The following is a 21,382-nucleotide window of genomic DNA, read 5'->3' as shown; positions in this document are numbered from 1 at the left end:
TGCTGTGCAGTGTTGCTTTCCTGAGACAGGTCAACGGCGTGCCGGCATGGCGCCAACGCATTGGCCGGGCGTGGCCGTGCCCACCAGGCAAGGCCTTGCGCGCGCAACGCCCCTGCTGCATGGAGGTGGCTGGAGCCGTGAAACCGCGGTATTCAGTGGATGCATCAACGGGTAGTCCACTTGATTTGTGAGTTTTTGTGATTTTTTGTGCATGGCGATGCAAGATTGAATCAATCAATATGCCTTCAATCATTAGGTTTCGCCATGCAAACGCTATCGCCCGCCAGTTCCGCCGTCGCGGTGGTTGAAGACGACGAAGACATACGTTCCAACGTATGCCGCTTTCTCGTCAAGAGCGGCATGCATGCCTGGGGTGCCGAGTCCGCAGAGGATTTCTACGTGCGGCTGCTGCGCGAGCGGGCCGACCTCGTCGTCGTCGACCTGGGCTTGCCCGGCGAGGATGGCCTGAGCCTGGTGCAGCGCCTGGCCCGGCAGGGCGTGCCCGTGGTCGTGCTCACGGCGCGCGGCGACCTGGAAAGCCGCATCGCGGGACTGGATGCCGGCGCCCTGCAGTATTTCGTCAAGCCTGCCGACATGAACGAGCTGGTGGCGGGCATCCGATCGCAGCTGCGCCGCGCCGAGGCCAGGCAGCATCCCCAGGCCGACATCGCCGCGCCTTGGCGGCTGGACACGGCGGGCGCCCGGCTGGTGGCGCCCAACCTGCAGGCCGTCGCCTTGACCACCCGTGAGCTGGAATTGCTGGGGCACCTCCTGGCCACCCGCGGCGGCCTGGTGACCAAGCAGGCGCTGACCGAGGCCATGGGCGTGGACGGCGCGGAGGACGGCTACCACCGCATCGAATCGCAACTCACCCGCCTGCGGCGCAAGACGCAGGAGGCCACCGGCATGGCGCTGCCGGTGCGGGCGGTGTTTGGCAAGGGGTTGGTGTTTGTCGTCTAAATCGCTACGTGTACTTCGGAGGGATTCCAGTAGGGGTTGAAACTTTTACTGCCCTAGTCTAAGGGGGGCATGCTTGGCATCAGACAAAATCGTTAATAAGTGTGGTTTTCCGAAAAATATGTGCGCTCGTGAGTTTTTGCATATGGTGCGTTCGAAGGTGATTCTCAACAATTTGAAACTATAGATTGCGCAACGGAACAATGGCGGCGCGCAGAAGCGGGCCAAAAACCGAGGGACATTGAGGTGTGAATCGTGCTGGCTGGGGAGGGGCGGATGGCCTGCGAGCGCTCTTGCTTGCCATGCGCAGCGCGGGATACGTGCGATGAACTTTTTATCGGTGTTTATCAATCAGAGGAGCGATTTAAATGAAATTCAGAAAATTCACGAGCAGATGCTCACAATTATTGGCGTTTACTGCTGCGACCACAGGTTTGATGCTGGCCTCGGCGGCAGGCGCAGCGAGCATTCAGGATGGTAATTTCGCAAACAACGATCTTTCTGTAGCTTGGAGTCCTCACGGCTACAAGCGTGCCGTTATGGGGACTGCCGCCGCTCCCCTGATTCCCAAAAATTTTGCAGATTTGGGCATGACGGAAAAGGATGTAAATCAGTACACATCCCAGTCTGCCGTGCTGGGTGCTGCTGCTTCCGGTACGCCAGCCAATGGCGGCAACTTGCATTGGCCGGGCTTTGTGGCACGCATTAACAATCCTGCCCGAGGCGGCAATCTCACCAATCCCGGAGGCGATCGAACACGTGCCAGTTCAATACAGCAGGAATTCACGGTGGCGAATGCGGACATTGATTTGCACCCCGTTCACGGCAAAAACAAAGTGCACCTGCGCTTTTTGGGGGCGCCCATGCTGGAAAGTGCGGGCCACACGGGTGAAAGGCTTCCGTACTATTTCATCGATGTGGTGAAGAACGCCGGTACTCCCACAGAGAAAGTGCTCTACACCTCGTATAACTATGCGGCGCAGGCCGGTGTGCAATGGTCCTCCGTCACGATTGCCGGTAATGCCTACTCCACTACCAATTGGGTGGACTATGACATTCCTCTTGACGCCAGCGACATCGCGGCGGGGGATAAGGTCCAGTTGCGCGTGACGGCTGCCGGCTGTGCAGACACTTTGCATGCGGGGGCGTTTTACTTGCGGGATGTGCGCACCGAGATCGAGTCGGGCTTGGCAGATACGCTGTGGATCACCGCCGAAGGCCCGAAGGCCGTGTACTCTCACGACGCGGGTGGCACGTGGACCGACATCACCTACACCTACACCTACACCAACAACGGCACGACCACTGTAAACGGTGTGGTGGTCGAGCCCTCCTTGCCGGTCACGTCCAATATTCGAAACCTGAGTGACAAGCAGCGGACCACCTTTGTCGGTATCACGAACCCCACATTCGGTGGAGGAGCATGCGCTGCGCCGACGGGCGTGGAGCCCGCATCGGTGGATACGCCTTGGCAGGCCTCCTGCACGATTGGGACCTTGCAGCCAGGCGAATCTGGCACCTTCACGATGACGGTGCGTGTTCCTGCGAACACCAATGCCGATTCGGTCAACAATGGTTACTACCCTATCAGCGGCACTGGTGTAACGCCTTCAACAGGCCAATTGGTGCTGACGGCGCTGCTGGCGGATTTGGTGCCCGATGTCAGCAAAGTGCCCACATCAATGCCCTATGGCCAGCCCCTGCCGGCAGGCTCGGAGTATTCCTGCACGAACCAGGGCTCGACGGTGGCGATCGGTGCGACCTGTAGCATCAGTGGATTACCGGCTGGCGTGACGGTGGGGCAGTGCACTATGGATGGGGCGAATTGGACGGCTCCTGCTGATGTGCCGATTGGAAAGAAGGTGATTTGCCCGATCAGTGGAACGCCCAATGATCCCGCTGACAATGTGCCTGGCAAATCGGTAAGCATCAAGGTGACCGGCAATAGCACCAACGCTGCGCCTACATCGGGCACCACTGGCAATGTCGTGCCGGTGCCTGGGGCTGGCCCTGGTGGGGCTGTGGTCGTGGGGCCCGTGGGCACCACCTCTGCGATTCCTACCTTGAGCGAGTGGGGGCTTATCGCTCTCTCAACCCTGATGGGGCTATTTGCCATCGGTGTGAGCCGACGCCGCGTCTGGTAATACGGCGCGCGGTCGCTTCTTGAGGCCAGCGGCATCTTGGGATGCCACTGGCTTTTTCCTTTCCAAGAGGGGCTGCGATTGCACTTTTCAAAAGGGATTGGGAGGCTGGGGAATGCGAAATTTCCGGTGGGTGATGGTGCTATTCATAGGGGCGGCCCTGCTGCCAGCGTATGGCGAGGCACATGAGGCTCCTGTGAGAGCGAAAAAGGAAGGCTCTAAACCCACGTTGCCTGCGCGCAAGAGCGGTCTATGGGAAGTTACGGAGCGCAGTGACGATCTGGTTCTGAAACGTCACGGGCAGGCGTCCTCCAAGCCGCAAACGGTGCTGCAGTGCACGCGCAAGGAGGATGATGCCTATATGCTATTACCCATCAAGCCTGGACGCAGCTGTGGCGAGGTGAAGATCACACGCCGTGCCCCAAGTGCTGGAGGGGGACATGACATCCGGACAGTATGTTATGTGCACGACAACCGTGTGGAAACCCGCATGGAGTTGCAAGGCGATCTGGAAACCTCCTACCGCGGAGCCTACGAAGTGAAGTATGCGCAGACACCGATGGACAATACCGGCCGTCGCCTCTTCGAGGGCCGGTGGCTGGGCGAGTGCAAGCCGGGGCAGCGTGCAGGCGATATGACGTTGCCAAATGGAATTACGGTGAATGTCTTGGATGACAAAAAGCGTGCAGCAATGCACGGGCATGAAGAGCGCGAACATCGCCATTGATGTGTGGTCCGCTCAGAAAAAAAGCCCCGCAGGCATGACACCTGCGGGGCTTTTTTTTATGAATGGTGCTCGAGCGCCAGGCCTGTTGGTCAGCTTCCCTCGCTCAGGCAAACACCCCCGCCGTCTCTTGCATCCGCGCCGATACCTCGCCCAGGTGGTGCAGCGTGTCGCCCCAGGCGATTTCGAGCTGGGTGAGCGTCTTGAAGTAGTGGCTGACGATGTACTCATCCGTCACGCCGATGCCGCCGTGCAGCTGCACGGCCTGCTGGCCCACGAAGCGCATGGACTGGCCCAGCTGCACCTTGGCGCGCGAGAGGGCGCGGCGGCGCTCGCTGGGCTCCTCGCCCAGCTTCAGGCTGGCGTAGTAGCTCATGGAGCGGGCCAGCTCCAACTGCATCTTCATGTCGGCGACGCGGTGGCGCAGGGCCTGGAAGCTGGCGATGGGCACGCCGAACTGCCGGCGCTGGTTCAGGTAGTCGGCGGTGGCGGCCAGGGTCTGTTCCATCACGCCCACGGCGTAGGCGCAGTGGGCGGCGATGCCGGTGTCCACCGCCAGCTCCAGCGCGGCCAGGCCGTCGATGGCGACCAGGGTGGCGGGGGCGTTCGTCAGCGCCAGTTCCGCGGCGCGGCCGCCGTCCTGCGTGCCGTAGCCGCGCGTGGCCACGCCCGTGGCGGCGCGTTCCACCAGGAAGAGGGCGATGCGGCCCTCCAGCTGGGCGGGGACCAGGAAGGCGTCGGCCTGGTCACCGGCGGGTACTATGCTTTTAGTAGCTGTCAGCGCATATCCATCGGGCGTTGTGGCCGCTTTTGCCTCGCAAACGTCCAGGCGGTAGCGCGCCTTGCGTTCCTGGTGCGCCAGCACCACCAGGGCCTCGCTGCTGGCGATGCGCGGCAGCCAGGCGGCCTGCACGTCGGCGCCGGCGCAGTGGCCGAGCACGCTGGCGGCGACGAAGGCCTGGGCCAGCGGCTCCAGCACGATGCCGCGGCCCAGCTCTTCCATGGCGACCATGGCATCCACGGCGCCCAGGCCCAGGCCGCCATGGGCCTCGGGCACGGTCAGGGCCGTCAGGCCCAGCGCGGCCAGCTCGCCGTAGGCCGTGCGGTCGAAGCCGCCCGCGGCGACGATGGCGCGGCGGCGCTCGAAGGCATAGCCCTTGTCCACCCACTTGCGCACGGCGTCGCGCAGCGACTGCTGGTCGTCGGAAAAATCGAAGTCCATGTGTGTTCTCCTTAGCCCAGCACGGTCTGCGCCACGATGTTGCGCTGCACTTCGTTGCTGCCGCCGTAGATCGTGGTCTTGCGCATGTTGAAGTAGGTGCTGGTCAGCGGCGCGTGGGCCACGGCCCCGCCGGGGAAGTCGCCCTGCCAGCCCGCCTCCATGGCCTCTTCGATGAAGGGCAGGGCGAAGGGGCCGGCTGCCAGCATCATCAGCTCGGCGTAGCGCTGCTGGATCTCGCTGCCGCGGATCTTCAGCAGGCCCGCGATGTCCAGCGGGTTCTTGCCGCTCTTCTCGGCGGAGAGCACGCGCAGCACCAGCATCTCCAGCGCCACGATGTCCACCTCCAGCAGCGCGATCTGGTCGCGAAAGCGCGCGTCGTCCCACAGGCCCTCGGCCTTGGCGATGCGCTTGAGGCGCTCCAGTTCGCGCTTGCTGCGGTTCACGTCGGCGATGTTGGTGCGCTCGTGGCTCAGCAGGTGCTTGGCGTAGGTCCAGCCCTTGTTTTCCTCGCCGATGAGCTGGTCGGCCGGCACCTCGACGTTGTCGAAGAACACCTCGTTGACCTCGCACTCGCCGTCCAGCAGCTTGATGGGCCGCACCGTCACGCCGGGGCTCTTCATGTCCAGCAGCAGAAAGCTGATGCCCGTCTGCGGCTTGCCCTCGGTACTGGTGCGCACCAGGTTGAACATCCAGTCGCCATGCTGGCCCAGCGTGGTCCAGGTCTTCTGGCCGTTGACGATGTATTTGTCGCCCACGCGCTCGGCGCGGGTCTTCAGGCTGGCCAGGTCGGAGCCCGCGCCCGGCTCGCTGTAGCCCTGGCTCCACCACACCTCGCCGCTGGCGATGCCGGGCAGGAAGCGCCTTTGCTGCGCGGGCGAGCCGAAGGCCATGATGACGGGCGCCACCATCACCGGGCCGAAGGGCACGATGCGCGGCGCGTCGGCCAGGGCGCATTCCTCCTCGAACAAATGCTTTTGCACGGCGTTCCAGCCGGGGCCGCCGAACTCCTGGGGCCAGCCGTAGCCCAGCCAGCCCTGGGCGCCCAGGATCTTGGCCCAGCGCTGCATGTCGTCCTTGGTCAGGCGCAGCGCGTGGTGCACCTTGTGGGCGATGTCCTGCGGCAGGTGGGTGCGCACCCAGGCGCGTACCTCTGCGCGGAAGGCCTGCTCTTCGGGGGTGAATGCAAGATCCATACGGTGTCTCCAGTGAAGCGGCGGTTGTAGCACGGGCGTGCTTTTCCTCCCTGTCCGCACCGTGACACTGCCGCGCCGGCGGCTAGGGCTGGGCGTCGTCGTCCGCGGCCACGCCCAGTTGCTCGCACAGGCGCAGCACGGTGGCGCGCAGCTGGGCCACCTCGGACTCCAGCGCCCGCACGCGTTGCGCCAGGGTGCCGTCGCCGCCCTCGGCGGCGGGCGCGGGGGACTGCGCCATGGCGGCGGCATCCACCGGCCCGCACAGCAGGTGGGCCCAGCGCTGCTCGCGCGCGCCGGGGGCGCGCGGCAGCAGCGTGACCAGCGGGCCGCCCTTCTCGTCCGAGCGTTCCTGCAACTCGTCCAGGAAGGCCTCGACCGAGGAGATGTCGGCAAAGCGGTGCCAGCGCTCGGCGTTGATGCGCAACTCGCCCGCGGTCTGCGGGCCGCGCAGCATCAGCAGGCCCAGCAGTACGGCGGACTGGTCGGGCACGCCCACGCCGCGCGGGAAGTTGTGTTCCCAGCGGGCCACGCGGGCGCCGCCGATCTCCACCACCAGCGCCAGCCGGCGCAGGCCGTCCAGCGCCTCCTGCACCTCGCCGTCGGACAGCTGCATCACCGGGTCGCGGCTGCTTTTTTGGTTGCAGCCGGCCGACAGGCTGTTGAGGGTGAGCGGGTAGCTGTCGGGCACGGTGCGGGATTTCTCCAGCAGCGTGGCCAGCACGCGGGCCTCGGCGGGCGTCAGGGGGCGGGTACGGGCGTCGAAGGGCATGGGCGGGGGATAATTTCCGTCAAATGAAGAACATCGTGATTTTGATCTCAGGTGGCGGCTCCAACATGGCGGCCATCGTTCGCACCGCACAGCAGCAGGATTGGGCGGGCCGCCACGGCGTCCGCGTGGCCGCCGTGCTGAGCAACCGGGCCGACGCCAAGGGCCTGGCGCTGGCATCGGCCGAGGGCGTTGCCACCCAGGTGCTGGACCACAAGGCCTACGCCACGCGCGAGGCCTTCGACGCCGCGCTGGCCCAGGCCATCGACGCCTACGAGCCGTCTCTGGTGGTGCTGGCGGGCTTCATGCGCATCCTCACTCCGGGCTTCGTGCAGCATTTCGCGGGCCGGATCGTGAACATCCACCCCTCGCTGCTGCCGGCCTTCACGGGCCTGCACACGCACCAGCGTGCCATCGACGCGGGCTGCAGGTTTGCGGGCTGCACGGTGCATGACGTGACGGCCGAACTCGACGTGGGGCCCATCCTGGACCAGGCCGTGGTGCCTGTGCTGCCGGACGACACGGCAGAGGCGCTGGCGGCCCGCGTGCTCACGCAGGAGCATGTGATCTACCCGCGCGCCGTGCTGGCGAAGCTGCTACGCTAATCATAGCTATTGGCGCTTTCTGGGTAAGCGCTAGAGGTTGTTTTTGCATTAATCCTCAGTCGACGGCTCGCTGCGCGCGAAGCGCGGCCGGGCCTGGCCGTCGATGAGCACCGTGCCGTTGAACATGGCCGCGGGCCGCACCCACAGGCCCCGCTCGCCGTAGAGGGCGCGGTACACGGTCATGGGCTCCAGCGTTTCGCTGTGGCGCGCGGTGGCGATCACCTCGTACATCCCGCCTTTGTAGTGGCGGTACAGGCCGGGCGGCGTGCTGGTCATGGGGGGCAGGTCGTCGTCGTTCATGGTTTTTGGGGGAAATGCAGGAAGGACCGTGCCCGGGCGTGCAGGCAACGGCGGCCGTGGTCGACAGGGTACAAGATGGGACAATCGCGGCATGCATCCCAAAGCCCTTCTGGACGCCTGCGCCGAACTCGTCAGGCTGGTCCTCACCTTTGAACACCCGGCCGACGCCGTGGTGGCGCGCTACTTCCGCGACCACCGTGCGCTGGGCCCGCGCGAGCGCGCCACGCTCTCCGAAACCGTCTACACCGTGCTGCGCAAGAAGCTGCTGTTCGAGCAGCTGGCGCGCTCGGGCTCGGGGCCCAAGGAGAGGCGCCTGGCCATCCTGGGCTTTCATGGCCTGCGCGACTTTGTGAAGAGCGCGCTGTCGGAGCAGGAAAAGACCTGGCTCGACCAGTGCGACGCCGTGCAGCCCGGCGACCTGCTGGCCCCGCACCGCCATAACCTGCCCGAATGGCTGGTGGCGCCCCTCAAGGAGCAACTGGGCGAGGAGGGCTTTTGGGCCCTGGCCGACAGCCTGGCCCAGCCCGCGCCGCTGGACCTGCGCGTCAACGCCTTGAAGGAAAAACGCGACCAGGTGCAGAAGGAGCTTGCGCAAGCAGCTATTAAAACGGTAGTAACGCCGTATTCTCCCTGGGGCCTGCGCGTGGCGGGCAAGCCTGCGCTCGCCAAGCTGAATGCGTTCACGCGCGGCGCGATCGAGGTGCAGGACGAGGGCTCGCAGCTGCTTGCGCTGCTGCTGGACGCCAAGCGCGGCGAGATGGTGGTGGATTTTTGCGCCGGCGCCGGCGGCAAGACGCTGGCGATTGGCGCCGCCATGCGCAGCACCGGGCGGCTGTATGCCTTCGACGTGTCGGCCCACCGGCTGGAGGCGCTCAAGCCGCGCCTGGCGCGCAGCGGCCTGTCCAACGTGCACCCGGCGGCCATCGCCCACGAGCGCGACGAGCGCATCAAGCGCCTGGCGGGCAAGATCGACCGCGTGCTGGTCGATGCGCCATGCTCCGGCCTGGGCACGCTGCGCCGCAACCCGGACCTGAAGTGGCGCCAGTCGCCCGAGGCGCTGCAGGAGACGGCCGCCAAGCAGGCGGCCATCCTGGAAAGCGCCGCGCGGCTGGTCAAGCCCGGCGGCCGCCTGGTCTATGCCACCTGCAGCATGCTGCCGCAGGAAAACGAGGCCATTGCCGAGGCCTTCGGTGCTGCCCATGCGGACTTCACGCCGCTGGACGCGGGGGAACTGCTCACGCAGCTCAAGGTGCCGGATGCCGCCAGCCTGAGCCATGGCGGCGCTAGCGGCACTGGATATCTGCGGCTGTGGCCGCATCTGCACCAGACGGACGGATTCTTCGCCGCCGTCTGGATGCGCAGGGGCTGACGGCGTTCCACGCCCCGGCCGTAGCCGGCGCCCAATGGCCCGGCTGGCGGTTGGGGTACTGCGCCTGTTAGCTGCGGGTGGTGCCTAATAGGATGCGCTGCGCCGCGTGGGGCGTGCGGCGGTTTTGGTGATCGAGGCTTTTGTATGTTGTTACCTGATGGCGCCGTGCTGAATGCCGGCATCGACTGGCTGGCCCATGGGCTGTGGGATTTGGCCTGGTGGCAGATCGTGCTCTACACGCTGGCCACCACCCACGTCACGATCGCCGCCGTGACCATCTTCCTGCACCGCTCGCAGGCCCACAGGGCGCTGGACCTGGGGCCGGTTCCGTCGCATTTCTTCCGCTTCTGGCTGTGGCTGGGCACGGGTATGGTGACCCGGCAGTGGGTGGCCATCCACCGCAAGCACCACGCCAAGTGCGAAACGCCGGACGACCCGCACAGCCCGCAGACGCGCGGCCTGGGCACCGTGATGTGGCGCGGCGCCGAGCTGTACCGCGCCGAGGCGAAGAACGCCGAGACGCTGCAGAAGTTCGGCCACGGCACGCCCGACGACTGGATGGAGCGCCAGGTCTACGGCCGCTTCACCTGGCACGGCGTGGCCCTGATGCTGGTCCTCAACCTGGTGCTGTTCGGCGCCGTCGGTGCCACCGTGTGGGCCGTGCAGATGCTGTGGATTCCGTTCTGGGCCGCGGGCGTGGTCAATGGCGTGGGCCACTACTGGGGCTACCGCAACTTCGAGGCGCAGGACGCCTCCACCAACCTCGTGCCCTGGGGCATCGTGATCGGCGGCGAGGAGCTGCACAACAACCACCACACCTACCCCACCTCGGCCCGCTTCTCGGTCAAGCCGTATGAGTTCGACGTGGGCTGGCTCTACATCAGCGTGCTGCAGCGCCTGGGCTGGGCCCGGGTGAAGAAGCTGCCGCCCCGGCTGAAGCTGGGGGCCATGCGCCCCGTGGCGGACGAGAAGACCCTGGAGGCCCTCATCGCCAACCGCTACGAGGTGATGGCCGGCTACGCGCGCGGCGTGCGCCAGGCCTGCAGGGACGAGATCGCGGCCCTGAAGGCGCGCAAGGCCGACGTATCGGCGCTCAAGACGGCCAAGCGCTGGCTGCACCGCGACGCTGAGAAGGTGCCCGCACGAGCCCGGCCCAGCCTGGCCGAGGTGCGCGCTGCCCACCCCGTGCTCGACAAGATGGTGACCATGCGCGAAGAGCTGCGCCAGCTCTGGCTCAACACCTCGCAGTCGCGCGACCAGCTCACCGCCGAGCTGCAGGCCTGGTGCCACCGGGCGGAGGAAAGCGGCATCGCCGCGCTGCGGGAGTTCTCGCAGCGCCTGCGCGCCGCCCATGCCTGACCCATGCCGCCCCTCGGTAGAGGGGCCATGAACCATTGAACGCCGCACCCCGCATGGGGTGCGGCTTTTTTTCATGGGCAAGAAAAAAGCCGCCGGGCGTCATGCCGGGCGGCTTTGGCGGGAAGGCCGGGGCTGAATTACTTCAGCTTGGCTTCCTTGTACTCGACGTGCTTGCGAGCCTTGGGGTCGAACTTGATGATCGACATCTTCTCGGGCATCGTCTTCTTGTTCTTGGTGGTGGTGTAGAAGTGACCGGTCGCGGCCGTGGACACCAGCTTGATCTTTTCGCGTCCGCCTTTAGTAGCCATCGTGTTTCTCCTTCAGGAAATTAGGCTTGGCCACGGGCACGCATGTCTGCGAGCACGGAGTCGATACCGTTCTTGTCGATCAGACGCAGAGCGGCGCTGGAAACACGCAGGCGCACCCAGCGGTTCTCGCTTTCCACCCAGAAACGGCGGTACTGCAGGTTGGGCAGGAAACGGCGCTTGGTCTTGTTGTTGGCGTGGGAGACGTTGTTTCCCACCATGGGCTTCTTGCCCGTTACTTCACATACGCGTGCCATCAGGACACTCCGAAAGTTGCAACGGCTGTCGGCGCTGGACCCCCGCGGGAGCAGGGCGTGCCGCCAGCCTCACCTCGCCAGTTTGAACGGGTGGCGGTAGCCCGATTGCCGAACCGAAAGCCCTTTTGACAAGGCGCCAGATTCGGCAAAGCCGCAGATTATAGCCCGATCGGAAAAAAGCCCCCGCACGGGCGTCCGGGCAGGAGCTGGCTGGAGGGGCGGCGGGGCCCCGGCCTTATTGCTGCTGTTCCAGGAAGCGCTGCGCGTCCAGGGCCGCCATGCAGCCGGTGCCGGCGCTGGTGATGGCTTGGCGGTACACATGGTCCTGCACGTCGCCGGCGGCGAACACGCCGGGTACGCTGGTCTGCGTGGCGAAGCCCTTGAGGCCGCCCTGCGTGATGAGGTAGCCGTTTTCCATGGCCAGCTGGCCCTGGAAGATCTCGGTGTTGGGGGCATGGCCGATGGCGACGAAGCATCCCTGCAGGGCGATGTCCTCGGTATGGCCGTCTTCCGTGTGCTTGATGCGGATACCGGTCACGCCGCTGTCGTCGCCCAGCACCTCGTCGAGCGTGAAGAAGGTCTTGAGCTCGATCTTGCCGGCGGCGACCTTCTCCATGAGCTTGTCCACCAGGATGGGCTCGGCGCGGAACTTGTCGCGGCGGTGCACCAGCGTGACCTTGCGGGCGATGTTGGACAGGTACAGCGCCTCTTCCACGGCGGTGTTGCCGCCGCCGATCACGCACACGTCCTGCTCGCGGTAGAAGAAACCGTCGCAGGTGGCGCAGGCCGACACGCCCCGGCCCATGAAGGCCTCCTCGGAGGGCAGGCCCAGGTACTTGGCCGATGCGCCCGTGGCGATGATGAGCGAGTCGCAGGTGTAGGTGCCGCTGTCGCCCTTGAGCGTGAACGGGCGCTTGGACAGGTCCACCTGGTTGATGTGGTCGAACACGATCTGCGTCTTGAAGCGCTCGGCATGCTCCAGGAAGCGCTGCATCAGCTCGGGGCCTTGCACGCCGTTCACGTCGGCCGGCCAGTTGTCCACCTCGGTCGTGGTCATGAGCTGGCCGCCCTGGGCGATCCCGGTGATGAGCACCGGGTCGAGGTTGGCGCGGGCGGCATAGACGGCGGCGGTGTAGCCCGCAGGGCCGGAGCCGAGGATCATGACTTTGGCGTGTTGGGTAGTGGACATGGTAGGGAAGTAAGGTTGTCGCGCCCGATGGCCGGGCGACCTAGGGGACATGAGGGGCGGCCCCTCCAGTTTCAACCGGGCCGCGGGGTCGTCGCCGTCCGGTTGCCAATCGTGGCCATTGTATGAAGCGGTGAATAACAGCGCGTGGATGGGTGCATGGCGCGCAATGCCAGGCCTGTCATGAAGGCGCTGCACGCGCGTGCTCTCATGGAGGCAGCGGCGCCCCCGGCCGGGGCCCGGCGCCGGCTGCGGCGCGCGGCTGCCATGCGGTAAGCTTGCGCGCACTTATCCCATGACGTATTCCCTCAACACACTGAACGCATCCTCTGCCGGCAAGTCGGCGCCGCGGTCCGGTGCGGCGCGCTTCGGTCACGAAATCAGCCTCATCCTGGGCCTGCTGACCCTGGTCTTTTGGCTGCTGGCACTCACAAGTTACTCCGCGCAGGACGCGGCCTGGTCCACCTCCGGCGCGGGCGACGGGCAGCCGTTGTCCAACTGGGTGGGGCGCCTGGGCGCCTGGCTGGCCGATGGCAGCTATTTCATCCTGGGCTTTTCTGTCTGGTGGTGCGTGGCCGCGGGCGTGCGCGCCTGGCTGTCGTCGCTGGCGCGCTGGATGCGCGGCGGCGAACCGGGGCGGGGCGCCTCGTCCCACGGCCCCTGGCTGCGGCGTGCACTGTTCTGGGGCGGCCTGGCACTGTTGTTGTGCGCCAGCACGGCGCTGGAATGGTCGCGGCTGTACCGCTTCGAGGGCCTGCTGCCCGGCCATGCCGGCGGCATGCTGGGCTATGTGATGGGGCCGCTGGCCGTGAAATGGCTGGGCTTCACGGGCTCGGGCCTGGGCGGGGTGATGCTGGTGGTGCTGGGCGCGGCGCTGGTGTTCCGCTTTTCCTGGGGGCACCTGGCCGAGCGCCTGGGCGGGCGCATCGACGCGCTCGTGCAGTCGGGCCGGGCCCAGCGCGAGAAGGCCAAGGACGTGGCCGTGGGCCGGCGCGCCGCGCGCGAGCGCGAGGAGGGCGTGCAGGAAGAGCGCCACGAGATCGAGGTGCAGCACCCGCAGCCGGTCACGATCATCGAGCCCGTGCTGGCCGAGGTGCCGCAGAGCACGCGCGTGGTGAAGGAGCGCCAGAAGCCCCTGTTCAGCGACATGCCCGACAGCAAGCTGCCGCAGGTGGACCTGCTGGACGCGGCGCAGGCGCGCCAGGAGACCGTGTCGCCCGAGACGCTGGAGATGACCAGCCGCCTGATCGAGAAGAAGCTCAAGGACTTCGGCGTGGAGGTCACGGTGGTGGCCGCCATGCCCGGCCCGGTGATCACGCGCTACGAAATCGAGCCCGCCACGGGCGTGAAGGGCTCGCAGATCGTCAATCTGGCCAAGGACCTGGCGCGCTCGCTGTCGCTGGTGTCCATCCGCGTGGTCGAGACCATTCCGGGCAAGAACTTCATGGCGCTGGAGCTGCCCAACGCCAAGCGCCAGACCATCCGCTTGTCGGAGATCCTGGGCTCGCAGGTCTACCACGACGCCAAGAGCATGCTGACCATGGGCTTGGGCAAGGACATCGTGGGCGCGCCCGTGGTGGCGGACCTGGCCAAGATGCCGCACTGCCTGGTGGCGGGCACCACGGGCTCGGGCAAGTCGGTGGGGATCAACGCCATGATCCTCTCGCTGCTGTACAAGGCCGAGGCGCGCGACGTGCGCCTGCTGATGATCGACCCCAAGATGCTGGAAATGTCGGTCTACGAAGGCATTCCGCACCTGCTGTGCCCCGTGGTCACCGACATGAAGCAGGCCGCCCACGGCCTGAACTGGTGCGTGGCCGAGATGGAGCGGCGCTACAAGCTCATGAGCAAGCTCGGCGTGCGCAACCTGGCCGGCTACAACACCAAGATCGACGAGGCCAAGGCGCGCGAGGAGTCGATCCCCAACCCCTTCAGCCTCACGCCTGAACAGCCCGAGCCGCTGGAGCGGCTGCCGCACATCGTGGTGGTGATCGACGAGCTGGCCGACCTGATGATGGTGGTGGGCAAGAAGATCGAGGAACTCATTGCCCGCCTGGCGCAGAAGGCGCGCGCCGCCGGCATCCACCTGATCCTGGCCACGCAGCGCCCCAGCGTGGACGTGATCACCGGCCTGATCAAGGCCAACATTCCCACGCGCATCGCCTTCCAGGTCAGCAGCAAGATCGACAGCCGCACCATCCTCGACCAGATGGGCGCCGAGGCGCTGCTGGGCATGGGCGACATGCTCTACATGGCCAGCGGCACGGGCCTGCCGATCCGCGTGCACGGGGCCTTCGTGAGCGACGAGGAGGTGCACCGCGTCGTCAGCTACCTCAAGGAGCAGGGCGAGCCGGACTACATCGACGGCGTGCTCGAAGGCGGCACCGTGGACGGCGACGACGGCGGCCTGGGCCTGGGCGACGGCGAGGGCGGCGGCGAGAAGGACCCGATGTACGACCAGGCCGTGCAGGTGGTGCTCAAGGACCGCAAGGCCAGCATCTCCTACGTGCAGCGCAAGCTGCGCATTGGTTACAACCGCTCGGCGCGGCTGCTCGAAGATATGGAGAAGGCCGGCCTGGTGAGCGCGCTCACCAGCAGCGGCCAGCGCGAGGTGCTGGTGCCGGCGCGCGCCGAGTGAGCCGCCTGAACCCCGGTGGGGCACTGCCCTGCCGCGCCTCTTGCATGGAGAAACTGCGTTGAAGAAGACATTTGTTGCGTTTTTGATAGCTGCTGGCGCTTGCTCTGCATGGGCTGATGGCCTGAAAGACCTTGAGAACTTCATGAAGACTGCCCACAGCGGACGGGCCGACTTCACGCAGGCCGTGACCTCGCCGCCCAAGGAGGGGCAGGCCGCGCGCACCAAGACATCGAGCGGCAGCTTCGAGTTCCAGCGCCCGGGGCGCTTCAAGTTCGTCTACAAGAAGCCGTTCGAGCAGACCATCGTGGCCGATGGGCAGACCCTGTGGCTCTACGACGTGGACCTGAACCAGGTCACGCAGCGCGCGCAGGACAAGGCCCTGGGCAGCACGCCCGCGGCGCTGCTGGCCTCCGCGCCCGACCTGGCCGCGCTGCGCGCCGACTACACGCTGGAATCCGCGCCCGAGCAGGACGGCCTGCAGTGGGTGCTGGCCACGCCGAAGGCCAGGGACGGCCAGCTCAAGAGCGTGCGCGTGGGCTTCGAGGGCGGCCGGCTCGCGGCGCTGGACATCCTGGACAGCTTCGGCCAGCGCTCGCTGATCCGCTTTGCGGGCATGCAGCTCAACCCCGCCTTGGCGGCGGACAGCTTCCGCTTCCAGCCGCCCGCCGGCGCGGACGTGTTGAAACAGTGAATGCTATTTAATTAATAGCTGCTTGCGCTTGATGGCAGGGCGCTGGCGGCCCAAAAGGCTTCAATCTTCGGTCAGCACGACCGCCACGCGGGCGCGCACCAGGGGCAGCAGCTCGGCCTCGAACCACGGGTTGCGCCGCAGCCAGCCGTTGTTGCGCGGGCTGGGGTGGGGCAGGGCGATGGTGTGCGGCCCCGGGCCTGCAAGCCAGCGTTGCCAGTCGCGCACGGCGGCGGTGACGCCATGCCGCGCATGCGGCAGGTGCCAGGCCAGCGCGTACTGGCCCAGGGCCACGGTGAGCGCCACGCGCGGCAGGCGCTCCAGCAGCGCCGCGCGCCAGGCGGGTGCGCATTCGGGGCGCGGCGGTGCATCGCCCGACGGGCCACGGCCCGGGTAGCAGAACCCCATGGGCAGGATGGCCACCCGCGTCGGGTCGTAGAACACCGCGCGCGACAGGCCCAGCCAGGCGCGCAGCCGCTCGCCGCTGGCGTCGTCGAAGGGAATGCCCGAGGCATGCACCTTGCGCCCCGGCGCCTGGCCCGCGATCAGCAGGCGCGCTCCCGCCGCGGCCTGCAGTACCGGGCGCGGGCCCAGCGGCAGGTGGGGCGCGCACAGGGTGCAGGCGCGCACGCGGCGCAGCAGCGCGTCCAGCGGCTCGTCCTTGGCCGGGCCGTCAGGGTTCAATGCGCGCCCCGGCCTCGGCCAGCAGGTCGCGCAGCACCGAGCGGTGGCAATGCGCCTCGTCCTCGCAATAGCAGCCCACCGAGAAGTTGGACTGCTGGGACAGCGTGGCGAGCAGTGCCAGGGTGTGGCGGTTGTCGGGCGTGGCCATTTCGCGCCGGAACTGCTGGGTGAAGGCGGTCCATTCCCGGGGCGTCTGCGCCGCCTGGGCGAGCTTGACGGTCTCGGGGCTGGGCGAGAGGTTGGGGTACCACACGTCGTACCAGTCCTGCGCCGCGAACTGTTCCTTGGGCACGCCGCGCGGCGGCCGGCGCACGGTGCCGATGCGCGTGCCCTCGTCGGGGGTACGCGGGCTGCCGAGGCGGACGATGCGCACGCTCATGGGGGACTCCTTGTCGGTGGTTGTTCAGGCCGTTGCGGCTGCCGTGGGGACGCAGGGCGGCTCTGGCGTGGGTGGGGGACCATCATAGAAAGCCCGCCCGGGGGCCACAAGCCCGCTACGATCATGGCCCTGCCTTGCCGATTGCCGCCGCCATGAAGTCCTCCGCCGCCTCCCACCAGCCCCTGGCCGAACGCCTGCGCCCGCGCTCGCTGGCCGAGGTGGTCGGCCAGCAGCATGTGCTGGGGCCGGGCATGCCGCTGCGCCTGGCGTTCGAGTCGGGCCGGCCGCACAGCTGCATCCTGTGGGGGCCGCCCGGCGTGGGCAAGACCACCATCGCCCGCCTCATGGCCGAGGCGTTCGACGCGCAGTTCATCAGCATCAGCGCGGTGCTGGGCGGCGTGAAGGACATCCGCGACGCCGTGCTGCAGGCCGAGGCCGCGCGCGATGGCCTGATGCAGCAGCGCACCATCGTCTTCGTAGACGAGGTGCACCGCTTCAACAAGAGCCAGCAGGACGCCTTTTTGCCGCATGTCGAAAGCGGGCTCTTCACCTTCGTCGGGGCAACGACCGAGAACCCCTCGTTCGAGGTCAACTCGGCCCTGCTGTCGCGCGCCACGGTCTATGTGCTGCAGCCCCTGAGCAGTGACGACTTGAAGCAAATAGTGGCGAAATCCCAGGCGCTGCAAGCGCTACCAGCTATTGAAGATGTAGCAATAGAGCGGCTGATCGCCTACGCCGACGGTGATGCGCGGCGCCTGCTCAACACGCTGGAGACGCTGGCCATCACGGCCCACCAGGCCGGTATCGAGCGCATCGAGGACGCCTGGCTGCTGCAGGTGCTGGGCGAGCAGGTGCGCCGCTACGACAAGGGCGGCGAGCAGTTCTACGACACCATCAGCGCGCTGCACAAATCGGTGCGCGGCTCCGACCCGGACGCCGCGCTGTACTGGCTGGTGCGCATGCTCGACGGCGGGGCCGATCCGCGCTACATGGCCCGGCGCATCGTGCGCATGGCCTGGGAGGACATCGGCCTGGCCGACCCGCGCGCCATGCAGATCGCCAACGATGCGGCCCAGACCTACGAGCGCCTGGGCTCTCCCGAGGGCGAGCTGGCCCTGGCCCAGGCCGTGCTCTACCTGGCCGTGGCGCCCAAGAGCAATGCCGGCTACAAGGCCTACAACCAGGCCCGCGCCTTCGTGAAGCAGGACGGCACGCGCCCCGTGCCCATGCATCTGCGCAATGCGCCCACGCAGCTCATGAAGCAACTGGACTACGGCAAGGGCTACCGCTACGCCCATGACGAGGAGGGCGGCTTCGCCGCGGGCGAGAGCTACCTGCCCGAGGGCATGGAGCCGCCGGGCTTCTACAAGCCCGTGCCGCGCGGGCTGGAGATCAAGATCGGCCAGAAGCTCGACGAGCTGCGCGCGCGCAACGCGGCGGCGGGCACGCCACCGCCGCAGGACTGAGCCGGCATTTCCCACGGTTGGCCCCCAGCGTGCGGGCCGGCCTACCGCAGCGGATTCCGAGGCCCCTGGGAATCAGCACATTCCCTGCATAGGTGGTGCAGGTCTCGGATTTCCAACGAAGTTAGCGCTTGCCCTAGGTGGCCCGCAAACCAGGGAAAACACCGTCTGGATGCGGTGGCCGCGGCGCGCAAAATTTCCGCACGAAACCCGCGCAGACCCATTCCTGGCGGGTTTTTTGCTAGATGGCAGATGGGCCCACGAGGCCGCACCGATTGGCGGTGCCTGCCGTCGGTGAACGTCAACACAAAGGACTTTTTTATGGACATCTTGCTGCAGCAGATCATCAATGGTCTGGTTCTCGGCAGCATGTACGCCTTGATAGCCTTGGGCTACACCATGGTGTACGGCATCATCCAGCTCATCAACTTCGCCCACGGGGAAGTGCTCATGATCGGGGCGCTCACCAGCTGGAGCTGCATCGGCCTCATGCAGGAGGCCATGCCCGGCGCGCCCGGCTGGGCCATCCTGCTGCTGGCCACGCTGATCGCCTGCGTGGTGGCCGCCGCCCTCAACTTCACGATCGAGAAGGTCGCCTACAGGCCGCTGCGCAGCAGCCCCCGCCTGGCGCCCCTGATCACCGCCATCGGCATGTCCATCCTGCTGCAGACGCTGGCGATGATCATCTGGAAGCCCAACTACAAGCCCTATCCCACGCTGCTGCCCACCACGCCCTTCCAGGTCGGCGGCGCGGTGATCACCACCACGCAGGTGCTGATCCTGGCGGTGACGGTGCTGGCGCTGGCCTCCATGGTCTATCTGGTGAACTACACGCGCCTGGGCCGCGCCATGCGCGCCACGGCCGAGAATCCGCGGGTGGCTGCGCTCATGGGCGTGAAGCCCGACATGGTGATCTCGGCCACCTTCATCATCGGCGCGGTGCTGGCGGCCATCGCCGGCATCATGTGGGCGTCCAACTACGGCACGGCCCAGCACACCATGGGCTTCCTGCCGGGCCTGAAGGCCTTCACGGCGGCGGTGTTCGGCGGCATCGGCAACCTGGCGGGCGCCGTGGTGGGGGGCATCCTGCTGGGGCTGATCGAGGCCATCGGCTCGGGCTACATCGGCCAGCTCACGGGCGGCGTGCTGGGCAGCCACTACACCGACATCTTCGCCTTCATCGTGCTGATCATCATCCTCACGCTGCGCCCCTCGGGTCTGCTGGGGGAGCGTGTGGCCGATCGCGCCTGAGGAACCGACAACCATGAAAAACAACAAGATCCAATGGATCCTGGGCGGTATTGCCCTGCTGGTGCTGCCCCTGGTGCTGCAGTACTTCGGCAACGCCTGGGTGCGCATCGCCGACCTGGCGCTGCTGTACGTGATGCTGGCCCTGGGCCTGAACATCGTGGTGGGCTATGCCGGCCTGCTGGACCTGGGCTACGTGGCCTTCTACGCCGTGGGCGCCTACATGTTCGGCCTGCTGGCCTCGCCGCACCTGGCGGACAACTTCGCCTGGTTCGCGGCGCAGTTCCCCACGGGGCTGCACATGTCGCTGTGGCTGGTGATACCGCTGGCGCTGCTGCTGGCGGCCTGCACCGGGGTGCTGCTGGGCATTCCGGTGCTCAAGCTGCGCGGCGACTACCTGGCCATCGTGACGCTGGGCTTCGGCGAGATCATCCGCATCTTCATGAACAACCTGGACCACCCGGTCAACATCACCAACGGCCCCAAGGGCCTGGGGCAGATCGACTCGGTGAAGGTCTTCGGCCTGGACCTGGGCAAGCGCCTGGAGCTGTTCGGCTACGACATCAACTCCGTCACGCTGTACTACTACCTGTTCCTGTTCCTGGTGCTGGTCACCATCCTGGTCTGCTACCGCCTGCAGGACTCGCGCATCGGCCGCGCCTGGATGGCCATCCGCGAGGACGAGATCGCCGCCAAGGCCATGGGCATCAACACCCGCAACATGAAGCTGCTGGCCTTCGGCATGGGGGCCTCGTTCGGCGGTGTGGCGGGCGCCATGTTCGGCGCGTTCCAGGGCTTCGTGTCGCCCGAGTCGTTCAGCCTCATGGAGTCGGTGATGATCGTCGCCATGGTGGTGCTGGGTGGCATCGGCCATATCCCGGGCGTGATCCTGGGCGCCGTGCTGCTGTCGGCGCTGCCCGAGGTGCTGCGCTACGTGGCGGGCCCGCTGCAGGCCATGACCGACGGGCGTCTGGACTCCTCCATCCTGCGTCAGCTGCTGATCGCGCTGGCCATGATCGTCGTGATGCTGTTGCGCCCGCGCGGCCTGTGGCCCTCGCCCGAGCATGGCAAGAGCCTGACGCACAAGTCCTGACACCACCGGTAGAGCAACAACATGGCAGATACATCGAAAGAAGTGGTGCTCAAGGTCGCGGGCATCTCCAAGCGCTTCGGCGGCCTGCAGGCCCTGTCCAACGTGGGCATCACCATCCAGCGCGGTCAGGTCTATGGCCTGATCGGTCCCAACGGCGCGGGCAAGACGACGTTCTTCAACGTCATCACCGGGCTGTACACGCCCGATGCGGGCAGCTTCGAGTTGGCGGGCCACCCCTACGAGCCCACGGCGGTACACAAGGTGGCCAAGGCGGGGATCGCGCGCACCTTCCAGAACATCCGTCTGTTCGCCGAGATGACGGCACTGGAGAACGTGATGGTGGGGCGCCACATCCGCACCCATTCGGGCCTGGTCGGCGCGGTGTTCCGCACCAAGGGCTTCAAGGCCGAGGAGGCCGCCATCGCCCAGCGCGCGCAAGAATTGCTGGACTACGTGGGCATCGGCAAGTACGCCGACTTCAAGGCGCGCACGCTGTCCTACGGCGACCAGCGCCGCCTGGAGATTGCGCGGGCCCTGGCCACCGACCCGCAGCTCATCGCCCTGGACGAGCCCGCGGCCGGCATGAACGCTACCGAGAAGGTGCAGCTGCGCGAGCTGATCGACCGCATCCGCAACGACAACCGCACCATCTTGCTCATCGAGCATGACGTGAAGCTGGTGATGGGCCTGTGTGACCGCGTGACGGTGCTCGACTATGGCAAGCAGATCGCCGAGGGCACGCCCGCAGAAGTGCAGAAGAACGAAAAAGTGATCGAGGCCTATCTGGGCACCGGAGGACACTGAG

21 protein-coding genes are annotated in these 21,382 nt (G+C 66.6%); 12 read left to right on the top strand and 9 right to left on the bottom strand.

Annotated elements, in window-relative coordinates:
- Positions 1-264: 264 nt before the first annotated feature.
- From BP68_RS09560 to BP68_RS09550, 3 genes are all read left to right on the top strand, one after another.
- The gene (locus tag BP68_RS09560; RefSeq protein ID WP_496371025.1) at positions 265-960 is read left to right on the top strand and encodes a response regulator transcription factor; all 696 of its coding nucleotides are present in this window, start codon (positions 265-267) and stop codon (positions 958-960) included.
- 365 nt (positions 961-1,325) lie between these two features.
- The gene (locus BP68_RS09555) at positions 1,326-3,101 is read left to right on the top strand and encodes an IPTL-CTERM sorting domain-containing protein (protein WP_496371023.1); all 1,776 of its coding nucleotides are present in this window, start codon (positions 1,326-1,328) and stop codon (positions 3,099-3,101) included.
- Between the two features lie 193 nt (positions 3,102-3,294).
- On the top strand, positions 3,295-3,825 hold the full coding sequence (locus BP68_RS09550) for a DUF3617 domain-containing protein (protein ID WP_496371021.1): 531 nt from the start codon (positions 3,295-3,297) through the stop codon (positions 3,823-3,825).
- A gap of 103 nt (positions 3,826-3,928) precedes the next feature.
- On the opposite strand, the gene BP68_RS09545 is transcribed toward BP68_RS09550, so the two are convergent.
- The 3 genes from BP68_RS09545 to BP68_RS09535 all read right to left on the bottom strand — a co-directional run bounded on the left by BP68_RS09545 (position 3,929) and on the right by BP68_RS09535 (position 7,006).
- Positions 3,929-5,044 carry an acyl-CoA dehydrogenase family protein gene (locus tag BP68_RS09545; protein WP_496371019.1) on the bottom strand — a complete coding sequence of 372 codons (1,116 nt, stop codon included), beginning with the start codon at positions 5,042-5,044 and terminating at the stop codon, positions 3,929-3,931.
- An 11-nt stretch (positions 5,045-5,055) separates the two neighbouring features.
- A complete protein-coding gene (locus tag BP68_RS09540; RefSeq protein WP_496371017.1) occupies positions 5,056-6,237 on the bottom strand; it encodes an acyl-CoA dehydrogenase family protein in 1,182 nt (393 codons plus the stop codon).
- 82 nt (positions 6,238-6,319) lie between these two features.
- Complete coding sequence (locus BP68_RS09535) at positions 6,320-7,006, bottom strand: YceH family protein (RefSeq protein ID WP_496371015.1); 687 nt, start codon at positions 7,004-7,006, stop codon at positions 6,320-6,322.
- Positions 7,007-7,029: 23 nt separating this feature from the next.
- Here BP68_RS09535 and purN point away from each other — a divergent pair, with 23 nt between their 5' ends.
- Entirely contained in the window at positions 7,030-7,608 is a 579-nt protein-coding gene (purN, locus tag BP68_RS09530) for a phosphoribosylglycinamide formyltransferase (protein WP_496371013.1), read from the top strand.
- Positions 7,609-7,656: 48 nt separating this feature from the next.
- Here purN and BP68_RS09525 read toward each other — a convergent pair whose 3' ends face one another.
- The gene (locus BP68_RS09525; RefSeq protein ID WP_496371011.1) at positions 7,657-7,908 is read right to left on the bottom strand and encodes a DUF1653 domain-containing protein; all 252 of its coding nucleotides are present in this window, start codon (positions 7,906-7,908) and stop codon (positions 7,657-7,659) included.
- Between the two features lie 91 nt (positions 7,909-7,999).
- Between BP68_RS09525 and BP68_RS09520 the strand changes: the two genes are divergently transcribed.
- Both BP68_RS09520 and BP68_RS09515 read left to right on the top strand, forming a co-directional pair.
- Complete coding sequence (locus BP68_RS09520) at positions 8,000-9,277, top strand: RsmB/NOP family class I SAM-dependent RNA methyltransferase (protein ID WP_496371009.1); 1,278 nt, start codon at positions 8,000-8,002, stop codon at positions 9,275-9,277.
- Positions 9,278-9,421: 144 nt separating this feature from the next.
- A complete protein-coding gene (locus BP68_RS09515) occupies positions 9,422-10,636 on the top strand; it encodes a DesA family fatty acid desaturase (RefSeq protein ID WP_496371007.1) in 1,215 nt (404 codons plus the stop codon).
- Positions 10,637-10,773: 137 nt separating this feature from the next.
- Here BP68_RS09515 and rpmG read toward each other — a convergent pair whose 3' ends face one another.
- The 3 genes from rpmG to trxB all read right to left on the bottom strand — a co-directional run bounded on the left by rpmG (position 10,774) and on the right by trxB (position 12,387).
- Entirely contained in the window at positions 10,774-10,944 is a 171-nt protein-coding gene (gene rpmG / locus BP68_RS09510) for a 50S ribosomal protein L33 (RefSeq protein WP_496371005.1), read from the bottom strand.
- Positions 10,945-10,964: 20 nt separating this feature from the next.
- Positions 10,965-11,198, bottom strand: a complete 234-nt coding sequence (rpmB, locus tag BP68_RS09505; protein ID WP_003058229.1) for a 50S ribosomal protein L28 — start codon at positions 11,196-11,198, stop codon at positions 10,965-10,967.
- Positions 11,199-11,433: 235 nt separating this feature from the next.
- On the bottom strand, positions 11,434-12,387 hold the full coding sequence (trxB, locus tag BP68_RS09500; RefSeq protein ID WP_496371003.1) for a thioredoxin-disulfide reductase: 954 nt from the start codon (positions 12,385-12,387) through the stop codon (positions 11,434-11,436).
- A 292-nt stretch (positions 12,388-12,679) separates the two neighbouring features.
- On the opposite strand from trxB, the gene BP68_RS09495 reads away from it, so the two are divergent.
- Positions 12,680-15,022, top strand: coding sequence for a DNA translocase FtsK (locus tag BP68_RS09495; protein WP_496371001.1), 2,343 nt, complete (start codon positions 12,680-12,682; stop codon positions 15,020-15,022).
- Positions 15,023-15,080: 58 nt separating this feature from the next.
- Positions 15,081-15,713: an outer membrane lipoprotein periplasmic chaperone LolA gene (lolA, locus tag BP68_RS09490; protein ID WP_496370999.1), complete on the top strand. Its 633-nt coding sequence runs from the start codon at positions 15,081-15,083 to the stop codon at positions 15,711-15,713.
- Between the two features lie 60 nt (positions 15,714-15,773).
- Here the strand turns inward: lolA and BP68_RS09485 are convergent, their stop codons facing one another.
- Both BP68_RS09485 and BP68_RS09480 read right to left on the bottom strand, forming a co-directional pair.
- Positions 15,774-16,394 (bottom strand): uracil-DNA glycosylase family protein, encoded by a 621-nt coding sequence (locus BP68_RS09485; RefSeq protein ID WP_496370997.1) that lies wholly within the window; start codon positions 16,392-16,394, stop codon positions 15,774-15,776.
- On the bottom strand, positions 16,384-16,773 hold the full coding sequence (locus BP68_RS09480; protein ID WP_496370995.1) for a DUF488 domain-containing protein: 390 nt from the start codon (positions 16,771-16,773) through the stop codon (positions 16,384-16,386). Before BP68_RS09480 ends, BP68_RS09485 begins: the two co-directional genes overlap by 11 nt.
- Positions 16,774-16,925: 152 nt before the next feature.
- Between BP68_RS09480 and BP68_RS09475 the strand changes: the two genes are divergently transcribed.
- The 4 genes from BP68_RS09475 (at position 16,926) to BP68_RS09460 (ending at position 21,381) form a co-directional block, all read left to right on the top strand.
- A complete protein-coding gene (locus tag BP68_RS09475; RefSeq protein WP_496370993.1) occupies positions 16,926-18,239 on the top strand; it encodes a replication-associated recombination protein A in 1,314 nt (437 codons plus the stop codon).
- Between the two features lie 318 nt (positions 18,240-18,557).
- Positions 18,558-19,487, top strand: a complete 930-nt coding sequence (locus tag BP68_RS09470; protein ID WP_496370991.1) for a branched-chain amino acid ABC transporter permease — start codon at positions 18,558-18,560, stop codon at positions 19,485-19,487.
- Between the two features lie 13 nt (positions 19,488-19,500).
- Complete coding sequence (locus BP68_RS09465; protein WP_496370989.1) at positions 19,501-20,577, top strand: ABC transporter permease subunit; 1,077 nt, start codon at positions 19,501-19,503, stop codon at positions 20,575-20,577.
- Between the two features lie 21 nt (positions 20,578-20,598).
- Complete coding sequence (locus BP68_RS09460) at positions 20,599-21,381, top strand: ABC transporter ATP-binding protein (RefSeq protein ID WP_496370987.1); 783 nt, start codon at positions 20,599-20,601, stop codon at positions 21,379-21,381.
- The last annotated feature ends 1 nt before the right edge of the window (position 21,382 follow it).

This window comes from Diaphorobacter oryzae DSM 22780 (genome assembly GCF_059568935.1).
The sequence above is the reverse complement of the archived record's forward strand: the minus strand, read 5'-3'. Positions and strand labels throughout refer to the sequence as shown.